The organism is Labrys sedimenti (assembly GCF_034424805.1).
GTDB classification, from domain to species: Bacteria; Pseudomonadota; Alphaproteobacteria; order Rhizobiales; family Labraceae; genus Labrys; species Labrys sedimenti.
Window position 1 is genome coordinate 96,384 of the sequence record NZ_JAXOUF010000015.1, and the last position, 17,663, is coordinate 114,046.

General features: G+C 60.7%; 18 protein-coding genes and 1 pseudogene. 17 read left to right on the forward strand and 2 right to left on the reverse strand.

The window, feature by feature from the left end:
- Nucleotides 1–112 precede the first annotated feature (112 nt).
- The 17 genes from U1R88_RS27740 to U1R88_RS27820 all read left to right on the forward strand — a co-directional run bounded on the left by U1R88_RS27740 (nucleotide 113) and on the right by U1R88_RS27820 (nucleotide 15,982).
- Nucleotides 113–274 (forward strand): hypothetical protein, encoded by a 162-nt coding sequence (locus tag U1R88_RS27740; RefSeq protein WP_322434173.1) that lies wholly within the window; start codon nucleotides 113–115, stop codon nucleotides 272–274.
- A gap of 387 nt (nucleotides 275–661) precedes the next feature.
- On the forward strand, nucleotides 662–1,816 hold the full coding sequence (locus tag U1R88_RS27745) for a transporter substrate-binding domain-containing protein (RefSeq protein ID WP_322434174.1): 1,155 nt from the start codon (nucleotides 662–664) through the stop codon (nucleotides 1,814–1,816).
- A 12-nt stretch (nucleotides 1,817–1,828) separates the two neighbouring features.
- Nucleotides 1,829–2,437 carry an ANTAR domain-containing response regulator gene (locus U1R88_RS27750; RefSeq protein ID WP_068290287.1) on the forward strand — a complete coding sequence of 203 codons (609 nt, stop codon included), beginning with the start codon at nucleotides 1,829–1,831 and terminating at the stop codon, nucleotides 2,435–2,437.
- A gap of 463 nt (nucleotides 2,438–2,900) precedes the next feature.
- Nucleotides 2,901–4,148 (forward strand): transporter substrate-binding domain-containing protein, encoded by a 1,248-nt coding sequence (locus U1R88_RS27755; protein ID WP_322434175.1) that lies wholly within the window; start codon nucleotides 2,901–2,903, stop codon nucleotides 4,146–4,148.
- Nucleotides 4,149–4,219: 71 nt separating this feature from the next.
- Nucleotides 4,220–5,110, forward strand: a complete 891-nt coding sequence (urtB, locus tag U1R88_RS27760) for an urea ABC transporter permease subunit UrtB (RefSeq protein ID WP_209434363.1) — start codon at nucleotides 4,220–4,222, stop codon at nucleotides 5,108–5,110.
- A 26-nt stretch (nucleotides 5,111–5,136) separates the two neighbouring features.
- On the forward strand, nucleotides 5,137–6,231 hold the full coding sequence (gene urtC / locus U1R88_RS27765) for an urea ABC transporter permease subunit UrtC (protein ID WP_322434176.1): 1,095 nt from the start codon (nucleotides 5,137–5,139) through the stop codon (nucleotides 6,229–6,231).
- Entirely contained in the window at nucleotides 6,228–7,025 is a 798-nt protein-coding gene (gene urtD / locus U1R88_RS27770; protein ID WP_322434177.1) for an urea ABC transporter ATP-binding protein UrtD, read from the forward strand. Before urtC ends, urtD begins: the two co-directional genes overlap by 4 nt.
- Entirely contained in the window at nucleotides 7,018–7,713 is a 696-nt protein-coding gene (gene urtE / locus U1R88_RS27775; RefSeq protein ID WP_068290279.1) for an urea ABC transporter ATP-binding subunit UrtE, read from the forward strand. Before urtD ends, urtE begins: the two co-directional genes overlap by 8 nt.
- Before the next feature lie 48 nt (nucleotides 7,714–7,761).
- Entirely contained in the window at nucleotides 7,762–8,214 is a 453-nt protein-coding gene (gene ureE, locus U1R88_RS27780; protein ID WP_322434178.1) for an urease accessory protein UreE, read from the forward strand.
- Nucleotides 8,211–8,897: an urease accessory protein UreF gene (locus U1R88_RS27785; protein ID WP_322434179.1), complete on the forward strand. Its 687-nt coding sequence runs from the start codon at nucleotides 8,211–8,213 to the stop codon at nucleotides 8,895–8,897. Before ureE ends, U1R88_RS27785 begins: the two co-directional genes overlap by 4 nt.
- A 25-nt stretch (nucleotides 8,898–8,922) precedes the next feature.
- Nucleotides 8,923–9,618: an urease subunit gamma gene (locus U1R88_RS27790; protein WP_209434357.1), complete on the forward strand. Its 696-nt coding sequence runs from the start codon at nucleotides 8,923–8,925 to the stop codon at nucleotides 9,616–9,618.
- A gap of 14 nt (nucleotides 9,619–9,632) precedes the next feature.
- Complete coding sequence (gene ureC / locus U1R88_RS27795; protein WP_322434180.1) at nucleotides 9,633–11,345, forward strand: urease subunit alpha; 1,713 nt, start codon at nucleotides 9,633–9,635, stop codon at nucleotides 11,343–11,345.
- Nucleotides 11,346–11,358: 13 nt separating this feature from the next.
- On the forward strand, nucleotides 11,359–11,997 hold the full coding sequence (ureG, locus tag U1R88_RS27800; protein ID WP_322434181.1) for an urease accessory protein UreG: 639 nt from the start codon (nucleotides 11,359–11,361) through the stop codon (nucleotides 11,995–11,997).
- Nucleotides 11,994–12,869, forward strand: a complete 876-nt coding sequence (locus U1R88_RS27805) for an urease accessory protein UreD (RefSeq protein ID WP_322434182.1) — start codon at nucleotides 11,994–11,996, stop codon at nucleotides 12,867–12,869. The genes ureG and U1R88_RS27805 overlap by 4 nt, the downstream gene beginning before the upstream one ends.
- A 41-nt stretch (nucleotides 12,870–12,910) precedes the next feature.
- Nucleotides 12,911–13,513: a HupE/UreJ family protein gene (locus U1R88_RS27810; protein WP_322434183.1), complete on the forward strand. Its 603-nt coding sequence runs from the start codon at nucleotides 12,911–12,913 to the stop codon at nucleotides 13,511–13,513.
- 212 nt (nucleotides 13,514–13,725) lie between these two features.
- Nucleotides 13,726–14,316, forward strand: a complete 591-nt coding sequence (locus U1R88_RS27815) for a helix-turn-helix domain-containing protein (protein WP_322434184.1) — start codon at nucleotides 13,726–13,728, stop codon at nucleotides 14,314–14,316.
- A gap of 631 nt (nucleotides 14,317–14,947) precedes the next feature.
- Nucleotides 14,948–15,982 carry a DUF1254 domain-containing protein gene (locus U1R88_RS27820; RefSeq protein WP_322434185.1) on the forward strand — a complete coding sequence of 345 codons (1,035 nt, stop codon included), beginning with the start codon at nucleotides 14,948–14,950 and terminating at the stop codon, nucleotides 15,980–15,982.
- Between the two features lie 243 nt (nucleotides 15,983–16,225).
- On the opposite strand, the gene U1R88_RS27825 is transcribed toward U1R88_RS27820, so the two are convergent.
- Both U1R88_RS27825 and U1R88_RS27830 read right to left on the reverse strand, forming a co-directional pair.
- Nucleotides 16,226–17,053, reverse strand: coding sequence for an acid phosphatase (locus U1R88_RS27825; RefSeq protein ID WP_322434186.1), 828 nt, complete (start codon nucleotides 17,051–17,053; stop codon nucleotides 16,226–16,228).
- Between the two features lie 47 nt (nucleotides 17,054–17,100).
- Nucleotides 17,101–17,663: pseudogene (locus U1R88_RS27830) on the reverse strand (hypothetical protein); the annotation flags it as partial.

A 17,663-nucleotide genomic window follows, 5' to 3' on the forward strand; every position in this document is an offset into this window, starting at 1 on the left:
GAGGCGCGCCGCGGCGTTCCAAGGTGGATACCCAAACTTTCGGGAATGGCGCTGCCCGCTATCGCAGCCTTCTTCCTCGATGGTCTTCTCATCGGGGAGGGGAAAGATGTTCATGCACCGGATTTCAGAACTGGTGATGGCTACCCTGTTGGCGACGACCGTTGTGGTCGCCGGCGCCAAGGCGGAGAAGCTGCGCACATGGGAGGGCGGCTATGCCTCGGACGGGGTAATCTCGCTGTTCGAAAGAAAATATCCCGACATCGAAGTCGAGTGACCCTGCCCAATAATGAGGAAATGATCGCCAAGCTTCGCGCCACAGGTGGATCGGGCTCCGATAACGTCCGCACATGCTCTGGAGCCGGATCCAAGATGCGCTCTAGGTACCAGCGCACACGAAGTGGGATTACCGAACCGTCGAAATAGCTGGCTTTGCACATGAAACCCAGTTCATAGGACGGATGACACTCCAGTGTCGCACGCCGCTTACCGAGAGGTTCGCAACACCACCCCTCTATGCCGTCCCGGGCTGGTGACGCATTGCGCTCGCCACCGTGCGAGTATACTCCTATAGCCGGAGAAACAGTGGCGTTTCCCGCTCTCGCCTTTGTCGACCGGCCCGACAGGCGTATTCCTGTCTGTGCTCCGTTCTCAGGTGATAGTTGTGACCAATGACGATTGGAAAATCGGCGTTCTATTTTCCAAGAGCGGCGTAACAGCTGCCGCGGAAATAGCCGAAGCAAATGCGACGCTCCTGGCCACCGAAGAAATCAACGCTGCGGGAGGCGTGCTTGGGCGAAGAATTGCGCCGACATTCTACGATCCGGAATGTTCCGCGCGTCGATATCGCGAACTGGCCGTTCGGCTCCTGACCGAAGATCGCATCCAGGCCATCTTTGGTTGCTATATGTCGACGGCCCGAAAGGCCGTTCTTCCGGAGATCGAGGCCTATCGCGGATTGTTGTTCTATCCTACATTTTATGAAGGATTTGAATATTCCAACAATTGCTTCTACACGGGTTCATCGTCAAATCAGAATGCTGTCCAATTGGCGCAGTATCTGATCGAGAATTACGGCAAGAGATTTCTGCTGGTTGGCTCAAATTATGTTTTTCCATATGAATATAATCGCGTCGTAAGCGATCTGGTTACCTTGGCCGATGGAACAATTCTGGATGAGATTTATGTTCCGGTCGAAGCGGTTCGGAAGGACTTCGACAAAGTCATCAAACGTATAAGAGAGCTCAAGCCGGACGTGCTGGTGTCCAACGTCGTTGGCACGGGAGCGGTGCTCCTCTATCAGGCCTATCGTGAGGCGGGCTTCGACCCCAATTCGATGCCCATTGCCAGCTTGGCGACGACCGAGGCCGAGGTGGCCCTGATGCCGGCGGGATTGGCTGCAGGCCACCTGACGGCTGCCTCGTTTTTCGAGACCTTGGACACGCCTGCCGCCAGGCGTTTCGTCGCGGCTTTCAAACAGCGTTTCGGCGAGGGGGCGCCTGTGACAGCCAGCGCGGAAGCCGCGTATTTTCAGACATATCTCTACGCAGCGGCGCTTGAACGGGCAGGGACCGACAATCCCGACGCCCTTGTGCGCCACTTGGCGGGCTTGGAATTCGACGCACCGCAGGGGCGGATTCGTATTGACCCCGACAACCATCATACGGAGCTGTGGGCCCGTATCGGCAGGCTCAATCCGCAAGGCAAATTCGACGTCATCTGGGAGTCGGAGACACGGGTAAGGCCGGACCCTTATTTCGTCACGGCGGCGCATGACGGCTGGGCAAGCGGCCTGACTCGCGCGCGTCGCAAGGCCTGATGGGAGCAGGCGATGACAGCCCATCTGCTCAAGGATCTCAAAGGCCTGCGTGTGCAGGTCATACATCCGCCCGATGCCCAGGGCGTGGCGCTGGTCGAACATCTGCGCCGTATCGGCTGCAGCTGTGAAACGACATGGCCGCTGCCACAGGCCGTGAGTGCGACCGCCGTCGTGGTCCTGGTCTCCATCGAGCAGGAAAACCGGGACAAGATTCTGCGCCTTTTCAGGCCTGTCGAACCTTCGGACCCCGCCGTCCTGGCCGTCGTCTCGTTCGAGGATCCGAGCACGCTGCAAGTGGTGCTGGAGTGTGGGGCACTGGCCGTGATCGAGAGGCCCATTCGTCCCTTCGGATTGCTCACAAACCTGATCATCGCCCGTTCGCTCTGGATGGAGCGCCAAAGCGCGGCCAAGCGCATCCGCAAGCTCGAACGCAAACTCGCCGGCAACAACCGGATCTTGAGAGCCAAGACCATCCTCATGGAAACGCAGGGGCTCAGCGAGCCGGAAGCCTATGAAAGCATACGCAAACAGGCGATGGGCAAACGCGTGGCGATGGACGATGTCGCTACCGCAATTATCAATGCTTATGAGCTCTTGACGTTCAAGGAAAGTCGTGCCTAGTATGAAACTTAGTTGACGTCCGGTGAAACGGCGTCAATCTCGGCGATGGACAGTGTAGTCCGCGCCATTTGGCTGTGCAGCCCGCAAACTCCTGTTCGGAGTTGGCGGGTTTTTTGTTTTGATTGGGCCGACAAGGCTGTTGGCCTCCTATCCTGCAATATCGGCGACACTGAGCATGCGCGAGCCGGCGCATGCGAGGCAATGCTTTTACTCTCTATCCGAAAATCTTTGTCCAGACCTTGTCGCCTGGGGCTTGTGCGCGCCCAGGCGGCAGGACCCACATCGAAAAGAAGGAACCCAGTTCATCGTCTTTCGACGGCAGCCTCCCGCCGAGATTGGAGAGGCTGGACCGCAATGGTCAGGGCGTGCTCGGCGCGCCCGCGAGACTTCCGAATGATCCTGCACGGCCGCGAGGGGCGGCTCGAAGACAAGGACGCGCCCATCGAGGCGCCGAGGAGGGGTAATGAACGACAAGACAAGGCGTGCCTTTCTCAAGGCAAGCGGATCTGCGGCTATGGGACTGGCGGCACCGGCCATCCTGCGTCTGGGCGATCGCGCCTGGGCAGCCGAAGAAGTGCCGGTCGGCATCATGTATTCGCTCACCGGTACGACGGCGATCGTCGAGAAATCGATGAATCAATGTGCCCAGATGGCAATTGCGGAGATCAATGCCAAAGGAGGCGTGCTCGGCAAGCAATTGCGCCCGGTGATCGAAGATCCTGCTTCCGAGCCGCGCACCTACAGCGAAAAAGCACGCAAGCTGGTGATGGAAGACCAGGTGCCCGTCATCTTCGGTTGCTACACCACCGCCAGCCGCAAGGCGGTTCTGCCCGTGGTCGAGCGTCGCAAAAGCCTGCTGGTATGGCCGACCTGGTACGAGGGAGAGGAGTGCTCCAAGAACGTGCTCTATGCCGGATCCGCGGTCCCAAATCAGCAGCTCGAGAATTCGCTGCCATGGCTGAAGAAGACGCTCGGACGCAACAAGCTCTTCATCGTCGGTTCCGACTATGCCTTTCCTCGGGGCATGGCCAAGACTTCGAAAACCATATGCCAGAAGATCGGCATGGAAGTGGTCGGCGATGAATATCTTCCGCTCGGTCACACCGAATGGGCATCGATGGTGTCCAAGATCGGATCGAGCGGGGCGGACGTGATCTTTTCCAATGTCGTCGGAGATTCAATCGTCGCTTTCTATCGCGAGTTGCGCAACCAGGGCTATAGTTTCGACAAATTGCCTTTGTGCTCCTCGACCACGACCGAAGTCGAGATCAAGGCCATGGGGCCGGAATATGCCCTCGGCAGCTACGTATCACTGCCCTATTTCCAGACTGTCGAAACGCCGCAGAACCAGGTTTTCGTGAAGGCGTTCAAGGCCTATGCCGGCGCCGATGCCGTAACCCATGCCGCCATGGAGGCTGTCTATATCGGCGTTCACATGTGGGCGATGGCGGCTGAAAAAGCCGGTGAATTTTCGGCCAAAGGGGTGGTTTCGGCCGTCGGCGGGATGTCCTTCGACGCCCCGCAAGGCAAGGTCACGATCGACCCGCAAAACCTCCACAGCTACCTGACGCCCCGCATCGGCAAGACACGAGCCGATGGATTGCTCGACATCGTCGATCAATATCCCGAACCGCTGCTGCCGCTCCCCTATTCCAGCGTCGGGGAAAGCGCGGAGAAGCGTCTCTGCACCACGAGCGGCGCATCGCTCTAACGCGTTATCGGTCGGACTCCAGGCCGTTGCAGGCGCTGCACGGCCACCGGCCACTTGCGATCGGGTTTGAGATGGAAACCTTCGTCATCGGGCTGAGTATCGGGTCGATCCTGTTCATGGTCGCGCTCGGTCTTGCGATTATTTACGGAACCATGAAAGTCATCAATCTCGCCCATGGCGAAATGGTGATGATCGGTGCCTACGTTACCGTATTGGCGACCCGTCATCTGGGCTTGAATATCTATCTGTGCCTGCCCTTGGCGTTCTTCGTCACGGCGATGTTCGGCCTGGCGATCGAACGTTCGGTCGTCAGCCGTCTCTACGGACGTCTGCTTGATACTCTGCTGGCGACCTGGGGCATCGCCCTCATTCTTCAGCAACTCGTCCGCATCCATTTCGGGTTGGCCCTGTTCGGCATCAAGATCGATGGGCTCGGAGCGGACCTGCAAAATGTCCCGGTACCGGTCGAGCTGCAGCAGACTTGGCATCTGCTGGGAGCTAATATCCCCGTCTATCGGGCCTTTGTCTTCGGGGTTGCCGTCCTGCTTGGGGCCGCGACCTGGTGGCTCCTTTACCGCACGCGATTTGGTAGCCAGCTAAGAGCCGTATCGGTAGCCAGGAACACGGCTGCCGCCTGCGGCGTCAACGACAAGAAGGTCAATGCCCTCGCCTTCGCCTATGGCTGCGGCCTTGCGGGTGTAGCAGGCGTTCTCGTCTCCGGGTTCAAGACGGTGTCGCCGGACATGGGAACGTCCTATGTCGTCGACGCCTTCCTCGTGGTGGTCGCCGGAGGCGTGGGCCAGTTGCTGGGTACCTTCGCCGCGGCCGGAATACTCGGCGAGGTTCAGAGCTTCGTCGCCACCTGGCTCAATGATGTGTATGGCCGCACTGTTCTGTTTGCCGTGGTCATCCTCATCCTGCTGTTCAAGCCGCAAGGCCTGTTCGTGACCAAGAGCCGCTGACACTCCCAAAGACCATGGATGAGCGTATGACATATCGAAGCACTTCCATTGCCGCCTACATAGTGTTCTTTGCGGTGGTGTTCGCCCTCCCGTTCTTCCTCAACAGCTTCTGGACCAATCGGGTTGCGACATATCTCGTCTATGCAATCTGTGCCGTCGGGATAAGTCTGGCCTGGGGCTATACGGGAATACTTAGCCTCGGCCAGGGCCTGTTCTTTGGAATGGGCGCCTATATGCTTGCCATGTCGCTCACGCTGGCGGTGCCGGAAAACAACCCGGTGCCGGATCTGATGCTGCTCAACATGCAGCCGGATGCCGTGCGCGATCTTTGCTGCGTGACCCCGGGTTCCTTCCTGTGGATTCCTTTCAGATGGGTCGCGATCGGCATGGTGGCGGGATTGCTGGTGCCCTGTGGCCTGGCCGCGGGACTTGGCTATGTCATGTTCAAGCGGCGCACGACGGGTGTCTATGTCAGCATCATCACCCTGGCGTTCGCGCTGATCGGGCAACTGCTCGTGATCAACAATCAGCCCTTGACCGGCGGCTTCAACGGCCTTGCCAGCTTTGCCCCGCTGACGATTGCCGGTTTTGAATTCGACCCTTACGGGCCCAGCGTCTATTACGCCGTTGCCGGCATTCTGTTCCTCGTCGTGCTCGGACTTCGCCTGCTTCTTTCGGCCCGCATCGGACAGGTTCTCAAGGCGATCCGCGAGGACGAGGCCCGGGCCCGCTATCTGGGCTATGACGTCGAGAGCTACAAATTGTTCGTGTTCTGCCTCTCGGCCACCATAGCAGGGCTGGCAGGCATGTTGTTTACCCTGACGGCGGAGTTCGCCTCGCCCTCCCTGATGGCGACGTCCTTCAGCATCTCCATGGTGATCTGGGCCGCGACGGGCGGGCGAGCCTCCCTGCTGGGGGCCTGCATCGGCGCCCTGCTGGTGAATTTCGTCGGCTCCTATGCCAGCGAAAATGCCGTGCTCCAGCCGGTCTGGCCGATCATCCTGGGCGGGTTGTTCGTTTTCGTGGTGCTGGTGATGCCCAATGGCCTCGTGGGCCTCATCAAGGCGTGGTTCGAACGCACCCCGCGTGACAATTCCTCGCGACGGGAGGCTTACCCATGAACGCCGTGACCAGGATAGAGGTCGCACAGTCGAAGGCCGCGACCCCGCCCATTCTGACGACCCGCCAGCTCACCGTCCGCTTCGATGACTTTCCGGCCGTGAGCAATGTCGACCTGTCCATCGAGGATGGTGAACTGAGGGTCATCATCGGTGCGAACGGTGCCGGCAAATCGACGCTGCTCGACCTGCTGTGCGGCAAGGTGCTCCCGTCGGAAGGCGAAATCTGGCTGCGCGACCGCAACATCACCGGCATCGGCGAGGCGGCGATTGCACGCAGCGGCGTCGGCCGGAAATTCCAGACACCCGCCGTCTTCAAGGAGATGACGGTGCTCGAGAATTTGCAGATCGCAAGCAACCGGTATGTCAAGGTTCGCGACAATCTGTTCCGGCGCTTCTCGCGGGGGCCGAGCGACCGGGAATTGGCGGTCGCCGAACGGACGGGGCTGTCTTCCTTCATGAAGCGCAAGGCCGGGGAATTGTCTCACGGCCAGTTGCAATGGCTGGAGCTGGCCATGGTCCTCAGCCAGGATCCCAAGGTCATTCTTCTCGACGAACCAGCCGCCGGAATGACCGCCGCCGAAACCGACAAGACGGCCGAGCTCCTGCTGGCACTGGCCGGCGAACACACCGTGCTCGTCATCGAGCATGACATGGCGTTCGTGCGCAGGATCTGCCGCACCATAACCGTTCTCCACCAAGGTTCGGTCCTGGCGGAGGGAACGGCGGATGACATCGAGAAGAACCCCGCCGTCATCGAAGCCTATCTCGGTTCTGCGACGCTCAGCCATGCTTAAGATCAGCCATGTCAATGCCTTCTATGGCACCAGCCACATCATCCACGACCTCGACCTGGAGATACGCAAGGGCGAGACATTCTGCGTCCTCGGCCGCAATGGCGTGGGCAAGACCACATTGCTGCGCAGCCTTCTGGGCATTGGGGTGCGCACCACGGGGAGCATCGAGTTCCAGGGCCATGAGATCGGCAGGGCCCTGACCCATGATCGCGCCCGGCGCGGCATCGGCTATGTGCCCCAGGGGCGGGAAATCGTTCCAGGCATGAGCGTGCTCGACAACATCCTGCTTGGCTGCAATGCACGCGCCGATCGCAAGACCGACGTGCCACCGCTTGTCTGGAGCCTCTTTCCATTCCTGAAGGACCATCTTGGGCGGCGTGGAACAAACCTCTCGGGCGGCCAGCAGCAGCAATTGGCCATCGCCCGCGCTCTCGCCACCGATCCAAGCCTCCTCATCCTGGATGAGCCCACCGAGGGCATCCAGCCCAACATCGTGGAAGACATCGAAAGGGCGATCATCGCGCTCAACCGCGATCACGGCCTCACGATCATCCTGGTCGAACAGAAGATCCGCTTCGCTCGAACGGCGGCACATCGCTTCGCCATCCTTGAGAAAGGGCGCGTCGCGGCGGCCGGCCCAAGCAGCGAACTCACTCACGAACTCGTCCATCGGCACATGAGCCTGTAGCGCGTCGCAACGGCGGACGCCGCAACCGAACAATGGGAGGAACCCAGCATGCTTCGCATCGAAAGCCTTGTCGGCGCCAGCACGGATCCCGGACTGCACGAGCATCTTCATCATCTCGAACATCACGGTGATCTGGAAGTGGTCAAGATCGCCGTCGGGGACCTTGATCGTCGCCGCTTGCTCGCCCGGACTGAGCGTGGCGAGGAACTCGCCATCGCACTTCCGCGCGACCAGAAGCTGTTCGACGGGGCGGTGCTGCTCATGGAAGCCAGGCGGGCCATCGTCGTCAAAGCCGGGGAGCAGCGCTGGCTCAGGCTTTCGCCGCGCGGGGCCGAAGAAGCGCTGGAGCTGGGCTACCATGCCGGCAATCTGCATTGGCGCGTGCGTTTCGAGGGCAGGGACCTGCTGGTGTCGCTGGATGGCCCGGTCGCCGACTATATCGCGCGCATAGACCCGCTGGTCAGGAGTGGAGCCGTTCTCGCGGCCGAAGAGCACCAATGAGCACGCTCGATCCGAGCCCTCTGCTCGTGGCCCTGCAGCATGCCGACAGCCAGTTTCCATCCGGAGGCTTCGCGTTCTCCCAGGGGCTGGAAGCGTCCGCGCTCCTGAAGGACACGCTGGGTGGCTGGGACCTGGCCGATTTCATTCTCACGCAGCTCGGCCAGCGCTGGGCCGAGGCCGATCGCGTTGCCCTGATCAGGGCCCACCGCTGTGGAAGCGAACTGGCAGGAGTGGCGGAACTGGACCTTGAGGTCGAAGCGTCGACCTTCGTGGACGGGCTCAGGGCCGGTTCGCGCCGGAACGGCATGGCACTGCTGACGACCCACGCCCGCATCGGTACGCCGCAAGCGTCGCAGTACCGGGCATTGGTGCGTGAGGGCTCCGCCTGCGGGCATCTGGCCGTCATGCAAGGCCTGCTCTGGCGGGCGGTCGGGCTCGACGAAACCGCGGCCGCCTCGATCAGCGGCTACCAGGCCGCCGCATCGCTCGCCACCGCAGCGATCAGGCTGGGCCTGATCGGCGCCATCGAAGCGCAGGCCATCCTCACCACGGCCCTGCCGGTCATCGCCGGAATTTGTCGGGAGCCGGTAGCAGACGACGAACCGATCCGCTCGTTCAATCCGTTGACTGAAATCGCCGTCTCTTTTCATCGCGGCGGCGGCCAGCGGTTGTTTTCCAACTAGCCCGATCAAAGAGGGAAGCACATTCATGCTGCTGACGCCCACTGAACTGGAACGCCTTACCATCTTCACCGCAGCCGAGCTGGCCCGCAAGAGACGCGCGAAGGGCCTGAAGCTCAATTATCCCGAAGCCGTGGCCTTGATTTCCGACGAGATCCTCGAAGGCGCGCGCGAGGGGCGCTCGGTGGCGGAAATGATGGCGCTGGGATCGCAAATTCTTACGCAGGACGACGTCATGCCCGGTGTCGCCGCCATGCTTCCGATGTTGCAGGTGGAGGCAACATTCAAGGACGGCACCAAGCTGGTCACGGTTCACGACCCCCTGCGTCCCGCACCCGACGGCCCTCTCGACGGTTTCGAGCCGGGAGAAATCGTCAGCGAGGAAGGCGAGATCGAGCTCAATGCCGGCAGGGAGAAGCGGGCGCTCCGGGTGATCAATACCGGCGACCGTCCCGTGCAGATCGGCTCCCACTACCATTTCTTCGAGGTCAACCGGGCTCTGGAGTTCGATCGCGCCGCCGCCTTCGGCATGCGCCTCGACATCGCGGCCGGCACGGCGGTGCGCTTTGAGCCCGGACAGGAAAGGGAAGTGGAGCTCACCACTTTCGGGGGACAGCAGATGCTTTCGGGGCTGAATGCGTTGTCGGACGGCTTGGCCCGGGATCCCAACGCCAAGGCAGCGGCACTCGAGCGTGCTCGCGCCGCCGGCTTTCGCGGCGCTTGAAAAGGAGACGACAGATGGCCTTCCTCTCCCGCCGCGACTATGCCGCGATGTATGGACCAACCACGGGCGACGGCTTCCGGCTCGGCGACACCTCGCTCGTAGCGGTGGTCGAGAAGGACTACGCCACCTATGGCGACGAGTGTCTTCATGGCGGTGGAAAGACACTGCGCGATGGCGCAGGCCTGGCCGCCGGTGTGACCAGCGCCGAGGGGGCGCTGGACTTTCTCTTGTGCAATGTCACCGTGATCGATGCCGTGCTCGGGATCGTCAAGGGCGATCTCGGCATCAAGGAAGGGCGTATCGTCGGCATCGGCAAGGCCGGCAATCCGGCAGTCATGGACAATGTCGATCCTCGCCTGATCGTCTCGGCGGCGACGACCGTGCGGGATTGCGAGGGGCTCATCGCCACCGCCGGAGCCCTGGACGTCCACGTCCATTTCGACAGCGCCCAGCTTTGCGAGCACGCGATCGCCTCCGGCATCACCACCATGCTGGGCGGTTCGCTCGGACCCATCACCGTCGGCATCGATTGCGGCGGCGCCTTCAATGTCGGCAAGATGCTGCAGGCGGCCGAACAATGGCCGATCAATTTCGGTTTCCTCGGGCGAGGCAACTCGCACAAGCCAGCCTCGCTGGTCGAACAGATCGAAACGGGCTGCCTCGGCCTCAAATTGCACGAGGACTGGGGCACGATGCCCGCTTCCATCGACACCTGCCTTTCGGTTGCCGAAGATATGGACTTTCCAGTCCAGATTCATACCGACACGCTGAACGAGTCCGGTTTCCTGGAAGATACGCTGGCGGCCATCAAGGAACGCACCATCCACATGTACCACACCGAGGGTGCGGGAGGCGGTCATGCGCCCGACGTCATCCGCGTTGCCGGTGTCCCCTGGTGCCTGCCGTCGTCCACCAATCCCACCAATCCCTACACGGTGAACACCTTCGACGAACATCTCGACATGACGATGGTGTGCCATCACCTCAACCCCTCGATACCCGAGGACGTGGCCTTTGCCGAAAGCCGCATCCGGGCACAGACCATCGCCGCGGAAGATGTGCTGCACGATATCGGCGCGATCTCGATGCTGGGATCGGACAGCCAGGGCATGGGCCGCATCAACGAAGTCATCTGCAGGACCTGGCAACTCGCCGACAAGATGAAGAAGCAGCGGGGGCGCCTGCCGGAGGAGAAGACACGTCTCGGCGACAATGAGCGGATCAAGCGCTATGTCGCGAAATACACCATCAACGCCGCCCGCACTTTCGGGATCGCCGATCATGTCGGTTCGCTCGAGGACGGCAAGATCGCCGACATTGTGGTCTGGCGGCCGGCCTTCTTCGGCATCAAGCCGGAGCTGGTCATCAAGGGCGGCTTCATCGCCTGGGGTGCGATGGGGGATAGCGCGGCCTCGCTGATGACCTGCGAACCCCTCCTGTTGCGCCCGCAATGGGGAGCGTTCGGGAGGGCCAGGCAGGCGCTCTCTGCTTGTTTCGTCAATCCGGCCGCCATCGATCGCGGATTGGCCGACACGCTCGACCTGAAGAAGCCGTTATTGCCCTCCCGCGGATCGCGGACCTTGTCCAAGAAGGACATGCTGCACAACGATGCCTGTCCCCACATCCGCGTCGATCCCCAGACCTTCGATGTCTTCGTCGACGGTGAGCTTGCCACATGTGAGCCAGCCCACGAGCTGCCGTTGGCGCAGCGCTACATGTTGAGGTGAGGTCGTGGACACAATGCGTGAATTGACCGAGCGGGCACCATCCCGCGTGGGCGCGGCCCGTGTCGGCATCGGTGGACCAGTGGGGTCGGGCAAGACGGCGCTGATCGAGCAATTGATCCCGGCTTTCGCGGCACGGGGCGTCTCGCTGGCGGTCGTCACCAACGATCTGGTGACGGCGGAGGACGCAGAGCGGCTGCGGCGCTCCGGCCTGATCGATCCGGCGAGGGTTGCGGCAGTCGAGGCTGGCGCCTGTCCCCACACGGTCATTCGAGAGGATCCTACCCTCAACATCGCCGCTGCCGACGAATTGGAGCTGCGCTTTCCCGATGCCGAACTGATCCTGATCGAGAGCGGCGGCGACAATCTCGCCTCCACCTTCTCGCTGGATCTCGTCGATTGGTGGATGTTCGTCATCGATGTCGCTGGAGGGGACGACATTCCCCGCAAGAACGGCCCCGGCGTGCTCAAATGCGATCTGCTGGTGATCAACAAGGCCGATCTGGCGCCCTATGTCGGCGTTGATCTCGATCGCATGACGGACGAGGCCGGCGCCGCCCGCCGGGGGCGCCCGCTGGTGCTGACCAATTGCCGGAAGGCCGAGGGCATCGGCGCAATCGTGGACCGCATCCTGGCCGATGTGTTGTTCCGATGACGCAGCATTGGCAGCCACCATCGCTGCATGGCGATCCGGCCGTGCACCTCCTGGCCGAGCATCGGGGCCGTTTCGAACTGGACTTCATCCGGCACGGCGCGAGAACGACGCTCGCACGGCAGTTCGTCTCCTACCCATTTCATTTGACGCGGCCCTTCCGGCTGGATCCCGCCATTCCCTCCCTGCTCACGCTCTATCAGCAATCGTCGTCCGGAGGTCTCTATCGGGGGGAACGGCTCTCATGCCGATTTCGAGTCGGGGAGGGTGCTGCCGCTCACATAACCACCCAAGCCGCCACGATCGTTCATGACTGCCAGGGCAGGCCCGCTCATCAGGGGGCTGTCATCCAGGTCGACGCCGGCGCTTTTCTGGCCTATGCGCCCGATCCGCTGGTGCTCTTTCCAGGTGCGTCTTTTGCAGCCAGCCTTGAGGCGAAGCTGGAGGATGACGCGGTCGTGTTCCTTTGCGATGCATTCACCACGCATGATCCTCAGGCGGAAGGGCGTCGCTTCGACCGGCTCAGTTCGGATGTGGTGATCCGCAATTCGAGCGGAATGCTGGTCGTCCGTGACTGTTTCAAGCTCAACGGCGAGGCACTGTGCGAACGGACTTCGCCGATGGGACTCTGGCAGGTCATGGCGAGCTATCTCGTCCTCGGTCCTCCTTCCCGTCTTCCATCCCTAGCCGAGCTTCAGCGTTCGCATGTCGAGGGCCGTTCGATTCTTGGTGTGAGCGCCCTCCCCAACGCGGCCGGTTGGGGCATCCGCTGTCTTGCCGCAGATGCGATCGCAGCTCGGAAAACCTCCGACCGGCTGTTCTCACTGTGTTGCCAGGCTGCGTTCGGCCATTCCCCCATGCCCCGGAGAAAATGAAGCCTCAGGGGCCGCTGACTGATTTCGAAAGGAGATAGCCCATGAAATCCCGCTGCACCGTTCCATTGCTTGCTGCGATCCTTGTCGGCGCCATGACAGTCGCTGCCAATGCCCATACGGGCATCGGCGATACCAGCGGGCTCGCGCATGGTTTCCTGCACCCTGTCAGTGGACCGGACCATATCCTGGCCATGGTCGCCGTCGGATTGTTTGCCGCTCAACTGGGCGGGCGGGCGATCTGGCTCGTTCCCTTGAGCTTTGTGGCCGTCATGGCATTCGGCGGAGTATTGGGACTGGCCGGCGTAACGTTGCCGTTTGTCGAACTGGGCATCGGCCTTTCCGTCCTCGTGCTGGGTGCTGCCGTTGCCTTTCGGCTGCGCGCGGCAGTGCCTGTCGCCATGGGACTCGTCGGCTTTTTTGCAGTCTTCCATGGTTATGCGCATGGCGCCGAGATGCCTGAGAATATCGGCGGCTTCACCTATGGCGTGGGCTTCATGCTCGGGACCGCCATGCTGCATGCCATTGGCGTGGGAGCCGGCCTTGCCGTCGGCAGATCGCAAAACGGCCGCGGAGAACTCTTCGTCCGTTCGGCCGGAGCCCTTATTGCGATCACCGGTGCGGCTTTCCTCGGTGGGCTTGCCTGAAAGGGCCGCGCAGGCGTCCTGCTCCAGCGGCAGTGCAAACGTCGTGCGCTCGTGTCGATTATTGCGCAAGGACATAAGCGGGCGTCATCGATGGGGAGCCGGCCGGCGTGTCTACGTCCGCGTTCGAGCCGGCGCCTCCTTCCCGTTGGAGCGCATGCACGGCTCAAGCCAAAACAACGTCATTGAGCAATTTGGCCTGTGGGAGAGCTAGGTTGTCGGTAAGAATAAAGAAGGAACGCCTTCCGGTCGCGATCGGTCGAGAGTTACGGGTCTGCCGGGAACGCGAAGGAATCTCCGCTGTCGATCTTGCACGTGCGGCTCAAATTTCCGGCGGCACCTTGTCGAAGATTGAACGAGGCACCATCACCGCATCCCTGACGATCATACAGTCCTTGGCAAGAATTCTTGGCGTTTCATTGTCTACGTTGATAAAAAGGACGGAAAGGTGTCGTAAGATCATCTTTGTCAGGCATGCCGACGTGATAGGATCAGGTGTGTTCCCTGTCCAGAAGGGCGTCTACAACTTAGATCTCGGTTCAGTTGATTCTTATAAAGATTTTCTTCAAGCTACGCCTTCTTTGATGGTGATTTACGATGAGGACTATTCCAGTCCATCATCTCAAGGGAAGGGTTATGTTTTAATCTTCATGCTGGAGGGTGAAATGATATATCGCTATGGCTCGGATAATCATAGATTGAAATCAGGAGATAGTCTGTTCTTCGATGCTGAAATTTGGCATGGCCTTGCCAAAACTGTCAAAGCCCCTCTCAAGTTTCTACAAATCAATACATGTTCCAGATAATAAGTATTGTGTAGGGGTTTGTTTCGTTCGAATAGCATTGCCGCCTGTGTCCACTAAGTTATTGCCACACTATGTTGAATTCGCCGTGAAACGGGAAGGGAGGTGTCCGACCGTCGCCAGGAGCGGCCCGTCTCATGCGGCGGCTTTCTCGATTTGCGAATGAAGCATTGATGGATTTGGCACGAGCCCGCATTGGCTGGCCAGCGCAGCTGGCGGGTCGAGATGGCCCCTTATGTCTCTCTCGGTCATATGGGCATACGCAACCAGTTTGATCGTAAGTCACTAACCGTCCAGGTCTGGTCACCCGGGCGGTTTTTAATTCTGGATACTTTCCTAGTCGCAGCGGGGATGCCTCGATTTGGATAGAGCTGCGAGCCGCCGAGCGGCTGAAATATCGATGCAATATTTCTCCCGTCGAATCGAGATAGCACGGCCTGGGACCCGTCGCCGGACGGGCAGTTGGCGCGAAATGGCAAGACTGACGGTCTGCCTTTGCTCGAAAAGGTCCGAGCAAGTTCGTTTGCCGATCAGATCGTGATGGGTTGGACAGTGCTTGAGTTGTCCCGTGCCGCACTTTGTGGAATCGCTCCACGTCGCTACTCCGCGCGGCCTTGAATGGAGAGGTATGCTTATGTTCCGCTTGGTTGGGATCGGTCTCGCATTTGCTTCAATCGCACTGACCGGTGGAGCATTCGCCCAGGCGCCGAACAGCACAATGCCGGTCACGGTCGACAATTTCCTCCGCGCTGAAACCGACCATTATCTCGCGATGAATGCAAAGGTCATCGGTGGACTGGGCAAGTTTCAGCATTCCCGAGAGCCCGCGTCGATCGACAATCAAACCGTCATTCGCATGAACCGGGATACGCTCTATTCGTTTGCGGTGTTTGATCTCGCCGGCGGTCCGGTCACGCTCTCGCTGCCTGATGCCGGCAAACGCTACATGTCGATGATGGTCGTTGACCAGGACCACTACCTGCCGATCGTCGCCTACGGTACAGAGCCGGTGATCCTGACGCAGAAGTCGGTCGGCACCCGATATGCCTTCGTAGCCGTCCGGACATTGGTCGATCCCAACGATCCGAAAGATCTCGACGAAGTCCACAGGCTTCAGGATGCGATCAAGGTCGGCCAGAAGGAGGCGGGCGAACTCGATCTTCCGAACTGGGACGAAGCCAGTCTCACCGATATCCGTAATGCACTGCTCGCCTTGGCGAAACATCAGTCATCTTTCCGTGGCGCCTTTGGAGCTCGCGGCAAGGTCGATCCGATCCAGCACTTGATCGGCACAGCCGCCGGATGGGGCGGTATTCCGGAGAGGGACGCCACCTATGTGAGCTTCACTCCCGCGAAAAACGATGGCCAGACAGTGCACACCCTCAACGTGCCGGCGCATGTGCCGGTAAAGGATTTCTGGTCTGTCAGCGTCTACAACCCAAAGGGCTTCTTCGAGAAAAACGCCTACAACGCCTATTCGATCAACAGCATTACCGCCAAGAAGAATACGGACGGTTCGGTGACAATCCAGTTCGGCGGCTGTGACGGCAAGATCCCCAACTGCCTGCCGATCGTCGAGGGTTGGAACTACACCACGCGGCTCTATCGTCCAGAGCAATCCATTGTCAGCGGGACGTGGAAGGTTCCGGAAGCAAGCCCCTTGAACTGAGCCTCAAGGGAGAAGCAGGCCGATTTTGTTGCAGCGGCGACATGAAGTCACGACCACGCTAGCTGGGGGCAAACCGCCAAGCTCTCGAATTGTCCCGCAATGACAGTATCGGATCATCGGCCTGCCTCGCCGAGGCCATCATACGATTGGTCTTCCGCTTGCTTGAACACGCTATTCTTGCGTGCCCATGATCTCTCTGCGTCGGACGGGCGCGCAGAAGGGGCTCACCCGGCCGGAATTGCCCTATTGTTCGGACAAGGCGGTAGCCTCGGCTGCACAGTCGGTTGTAGGAGCGGCGTGCCTTGCCTTCGCTGCCTCTACTTCCGCTTTGGCCGCCTCGAGGTCGGCAAGGAAGGCTGGGTTGGTCTGCAGGCGTGCAACGGTGGCCGCGCCCATGATGCGTCCGGCATCGACATCGCTCTGCCAGTGCGCGTTGCAGATCACGCGGCTCTGCCCGAAGGCGATGCCGCGCTGGAACAGTTGGTTGGAACGTTCGGGATTGATCTGCGCGAAGATAAGGGCCCAGCCCCAGCCGGCCGCGGTATGGCCTGACGGATAGGACCCGTCCGTCCGTAGAATGGCTTCCTGATCCGCCCTGCATGTCGCCTCATTGTGAAGGACGAAGGGGCGAACCCGGTTGTACTTGTTCTTCACGCCATAGGTGGACAGTCCGAGATCGGACAACACTTTGCGCATCATCGCATAGAGCCGCGGGGTTTGCTTTTCATCGATCTTGATACCCATCGCGCAGGAAAAATTGTCGGCCGCTTGCGGGAAGGCGAGATCGGCGTCGGTATAGGCGAGGTTCCAGCGGGCGGTGCCACGCAGCGGGATCGTCGCTTTGCGTGCCTCCTCGTCCCTGGCCAGCGCTGCCGAATCCTTCTCGGGTGGCGGCCCGAGAAGGACCAGGCTGTCCGGCAGATCGGATTTCTCCAGATAGCCCGGCGCGATCTTGAAATGCGGATCGGTGACGTCGGGCTGGGCCGCCCCCGATTGCGCGAAGGCCTGCCCGCAGAGTGCGAGCAGTGCAAGTGCGGAAACACTTGCGGCCCGAACCGCATTCCCCGTCATGGACATTCCTATTCCTTTCAATATCGCGGAGATAATAGACTGCGCAGTCAAAATCGATATGTTACCGCCATGACCGGACCATGCTGCGTCACGTCGTACGAAAAGTCGCCCTTGCGATAATCGACATGGAGCGCCCGGTAGCCCGCTCTCAACGTCAAGCTCTCGCTCCAGGCGTAGTTGACGCTGCCCAGGGCCTGCCAAGTGAACTTTGAGCCGATATCAAAGCCGCCGACATCACCGGCCACCGTCAAGGTCCACGGGCCGCCAAGCTTGATCCCCAGCCGTGCGCCGACGATGGGATCCGCCCACATCTCGGAATCGCGGTGATCGATGCGAAGATTGGCCAGGCCCGGCTGGATCTCCAGTCTGTTGTTCAGGTTCCAGAACCGCACGCCGCCGCCGACATCCAGCGAAACGGTCGGGCCCTCATAGACGCGATGAAGGACCGAGCCCTGAACGGTCGCGGTCTGGGAACGTAGCTTCACCGAGGAAAAGAAGGGACCCGGCAGCGCGCCGGCAGAACTGACTTGGGAAAACTGCCCATCGACCAGAAAGCTCCAGCGGCCGACACGCATTTCCAGCGAGGCCATCATTGCGCCGTTGAGCTCCT

What these genes read in the sequence shown, in the direction of transcription:
- U1R88_RS27740 (WP_322434173.1), top strand. Translation starts at nt 113, where the DNA reads ATGCACCGGATTTCAGAACTGGTGATGGCTACCCTGTTGGCGACGACC.
- U1R88_RS27750 (WP_068290287.1), top strand. Translation starts at nt 1,829, where the DNA reads ATGACAGCCCATCTGCTCAAGGATCTCAAAGGCCTGCGTGTGCAGGTC.
- U1R88_RS27755 (WP_322434175.1), top strand. Translation starts at nt 2,901, where the DNA reads ATGAACGACAAGACAAGGCGTGCCTTTCTCAAGGCAAGCGGATCTGCG.
- urtB (WP_209434363.1), top strand. Translation starts at nt 4,220, where the DNA reads ATGGAAACCTTCGTCATCGGGCTGAGTATCGGGTCGATCCTGTTCATG.
- urtC (WP_322434176.1), top strand. Translation starts at nt 5,137, where the DNA reads ATGACATATCGAAGCACTTCCATTGCCGCCTACATAGTGTTCTTTGCG.
- urtD (WP_322434177.1), top strand. Translation starts at nt 6,228, where the DNA reads ATGAACGCCGTGACCAGGATAGAGGTCGCACAGTCGAAGGCCGCGACC.
- urtE (WP_068290279.1), top strand. Translation starts at nt 7,018, where the DNA reads ATGCTTAAGATCAGCCATGTCAATGCCTTCTATGGCACCAGCCACATC.
- ureE (WP_322434178.1), top strand. Translation starts at nt 7,762, where the DNA reads ATGCTTCGCATCGAAAGCCTTGTCGGCGCCAGCACGGATCCCGGACTG.
- U1R88_RS27785 (WP_322434179.1), top strand. Translation starts at nt 8,211, where the DNA reads ATGAGCACGCTCGATCCGAGCCCTCTGCTCGTGGCCCTGCAGCATGCC.
- U1R88_RS27790 (WP_209434357.1), top strand. Translation starts at nt 8,923, where the DNA reads ATGCTGCTGACGCCCACTGAACTGGAACGCCTTACCATCTTCACCGCA.
- ureC (WP_322434180.1), top strand. Translation starts at nt 9,633, where the DNA reads ATGGCCTTCCTCTCCCGCCGCGACTATGCCGCGATGTATGGACCAACC.
- ureG (WP_322434181.1), top strand. Translation starts at nt 11,359, where the DNA reads ATGCGTGAATTGACCGAGCGGGCACCATCCCGCGTGGGCGCGGCCCGT.
- U1R88_RS27805 (WP_322434182.1), top strand. Translation starts at nt 11,994, where the DNA reads ATGACGCAGCATTGGCAGCCACCATCGCTGCATGGCGATCCGGCCGTG.
- U1R88_RS27810 (WP_322434183.1), top strand. Translation starts at nt 12,911, where the DNA reads ATGAAATCCCGCTGCACCGTTCCATTGCTTGCTGCGATCCTTGTCGGC.
- U1R88_RS27820 (WP_322434185.1), top strand. Translation starts at nt 14,948, where the DNA reads ATGTTCCGCTTGGTTGGGATCGGTCTCGCATTTGCTTCAATCGCACTG.
- U1R88_RS27825 (WP_322434186.1), bottom strand. Translation starts at nt 17,053, where the DNA reads ATGACGGGGAATGCGGTTCGGGCCGCAAGTGTTTCCGCACTTGCACTG.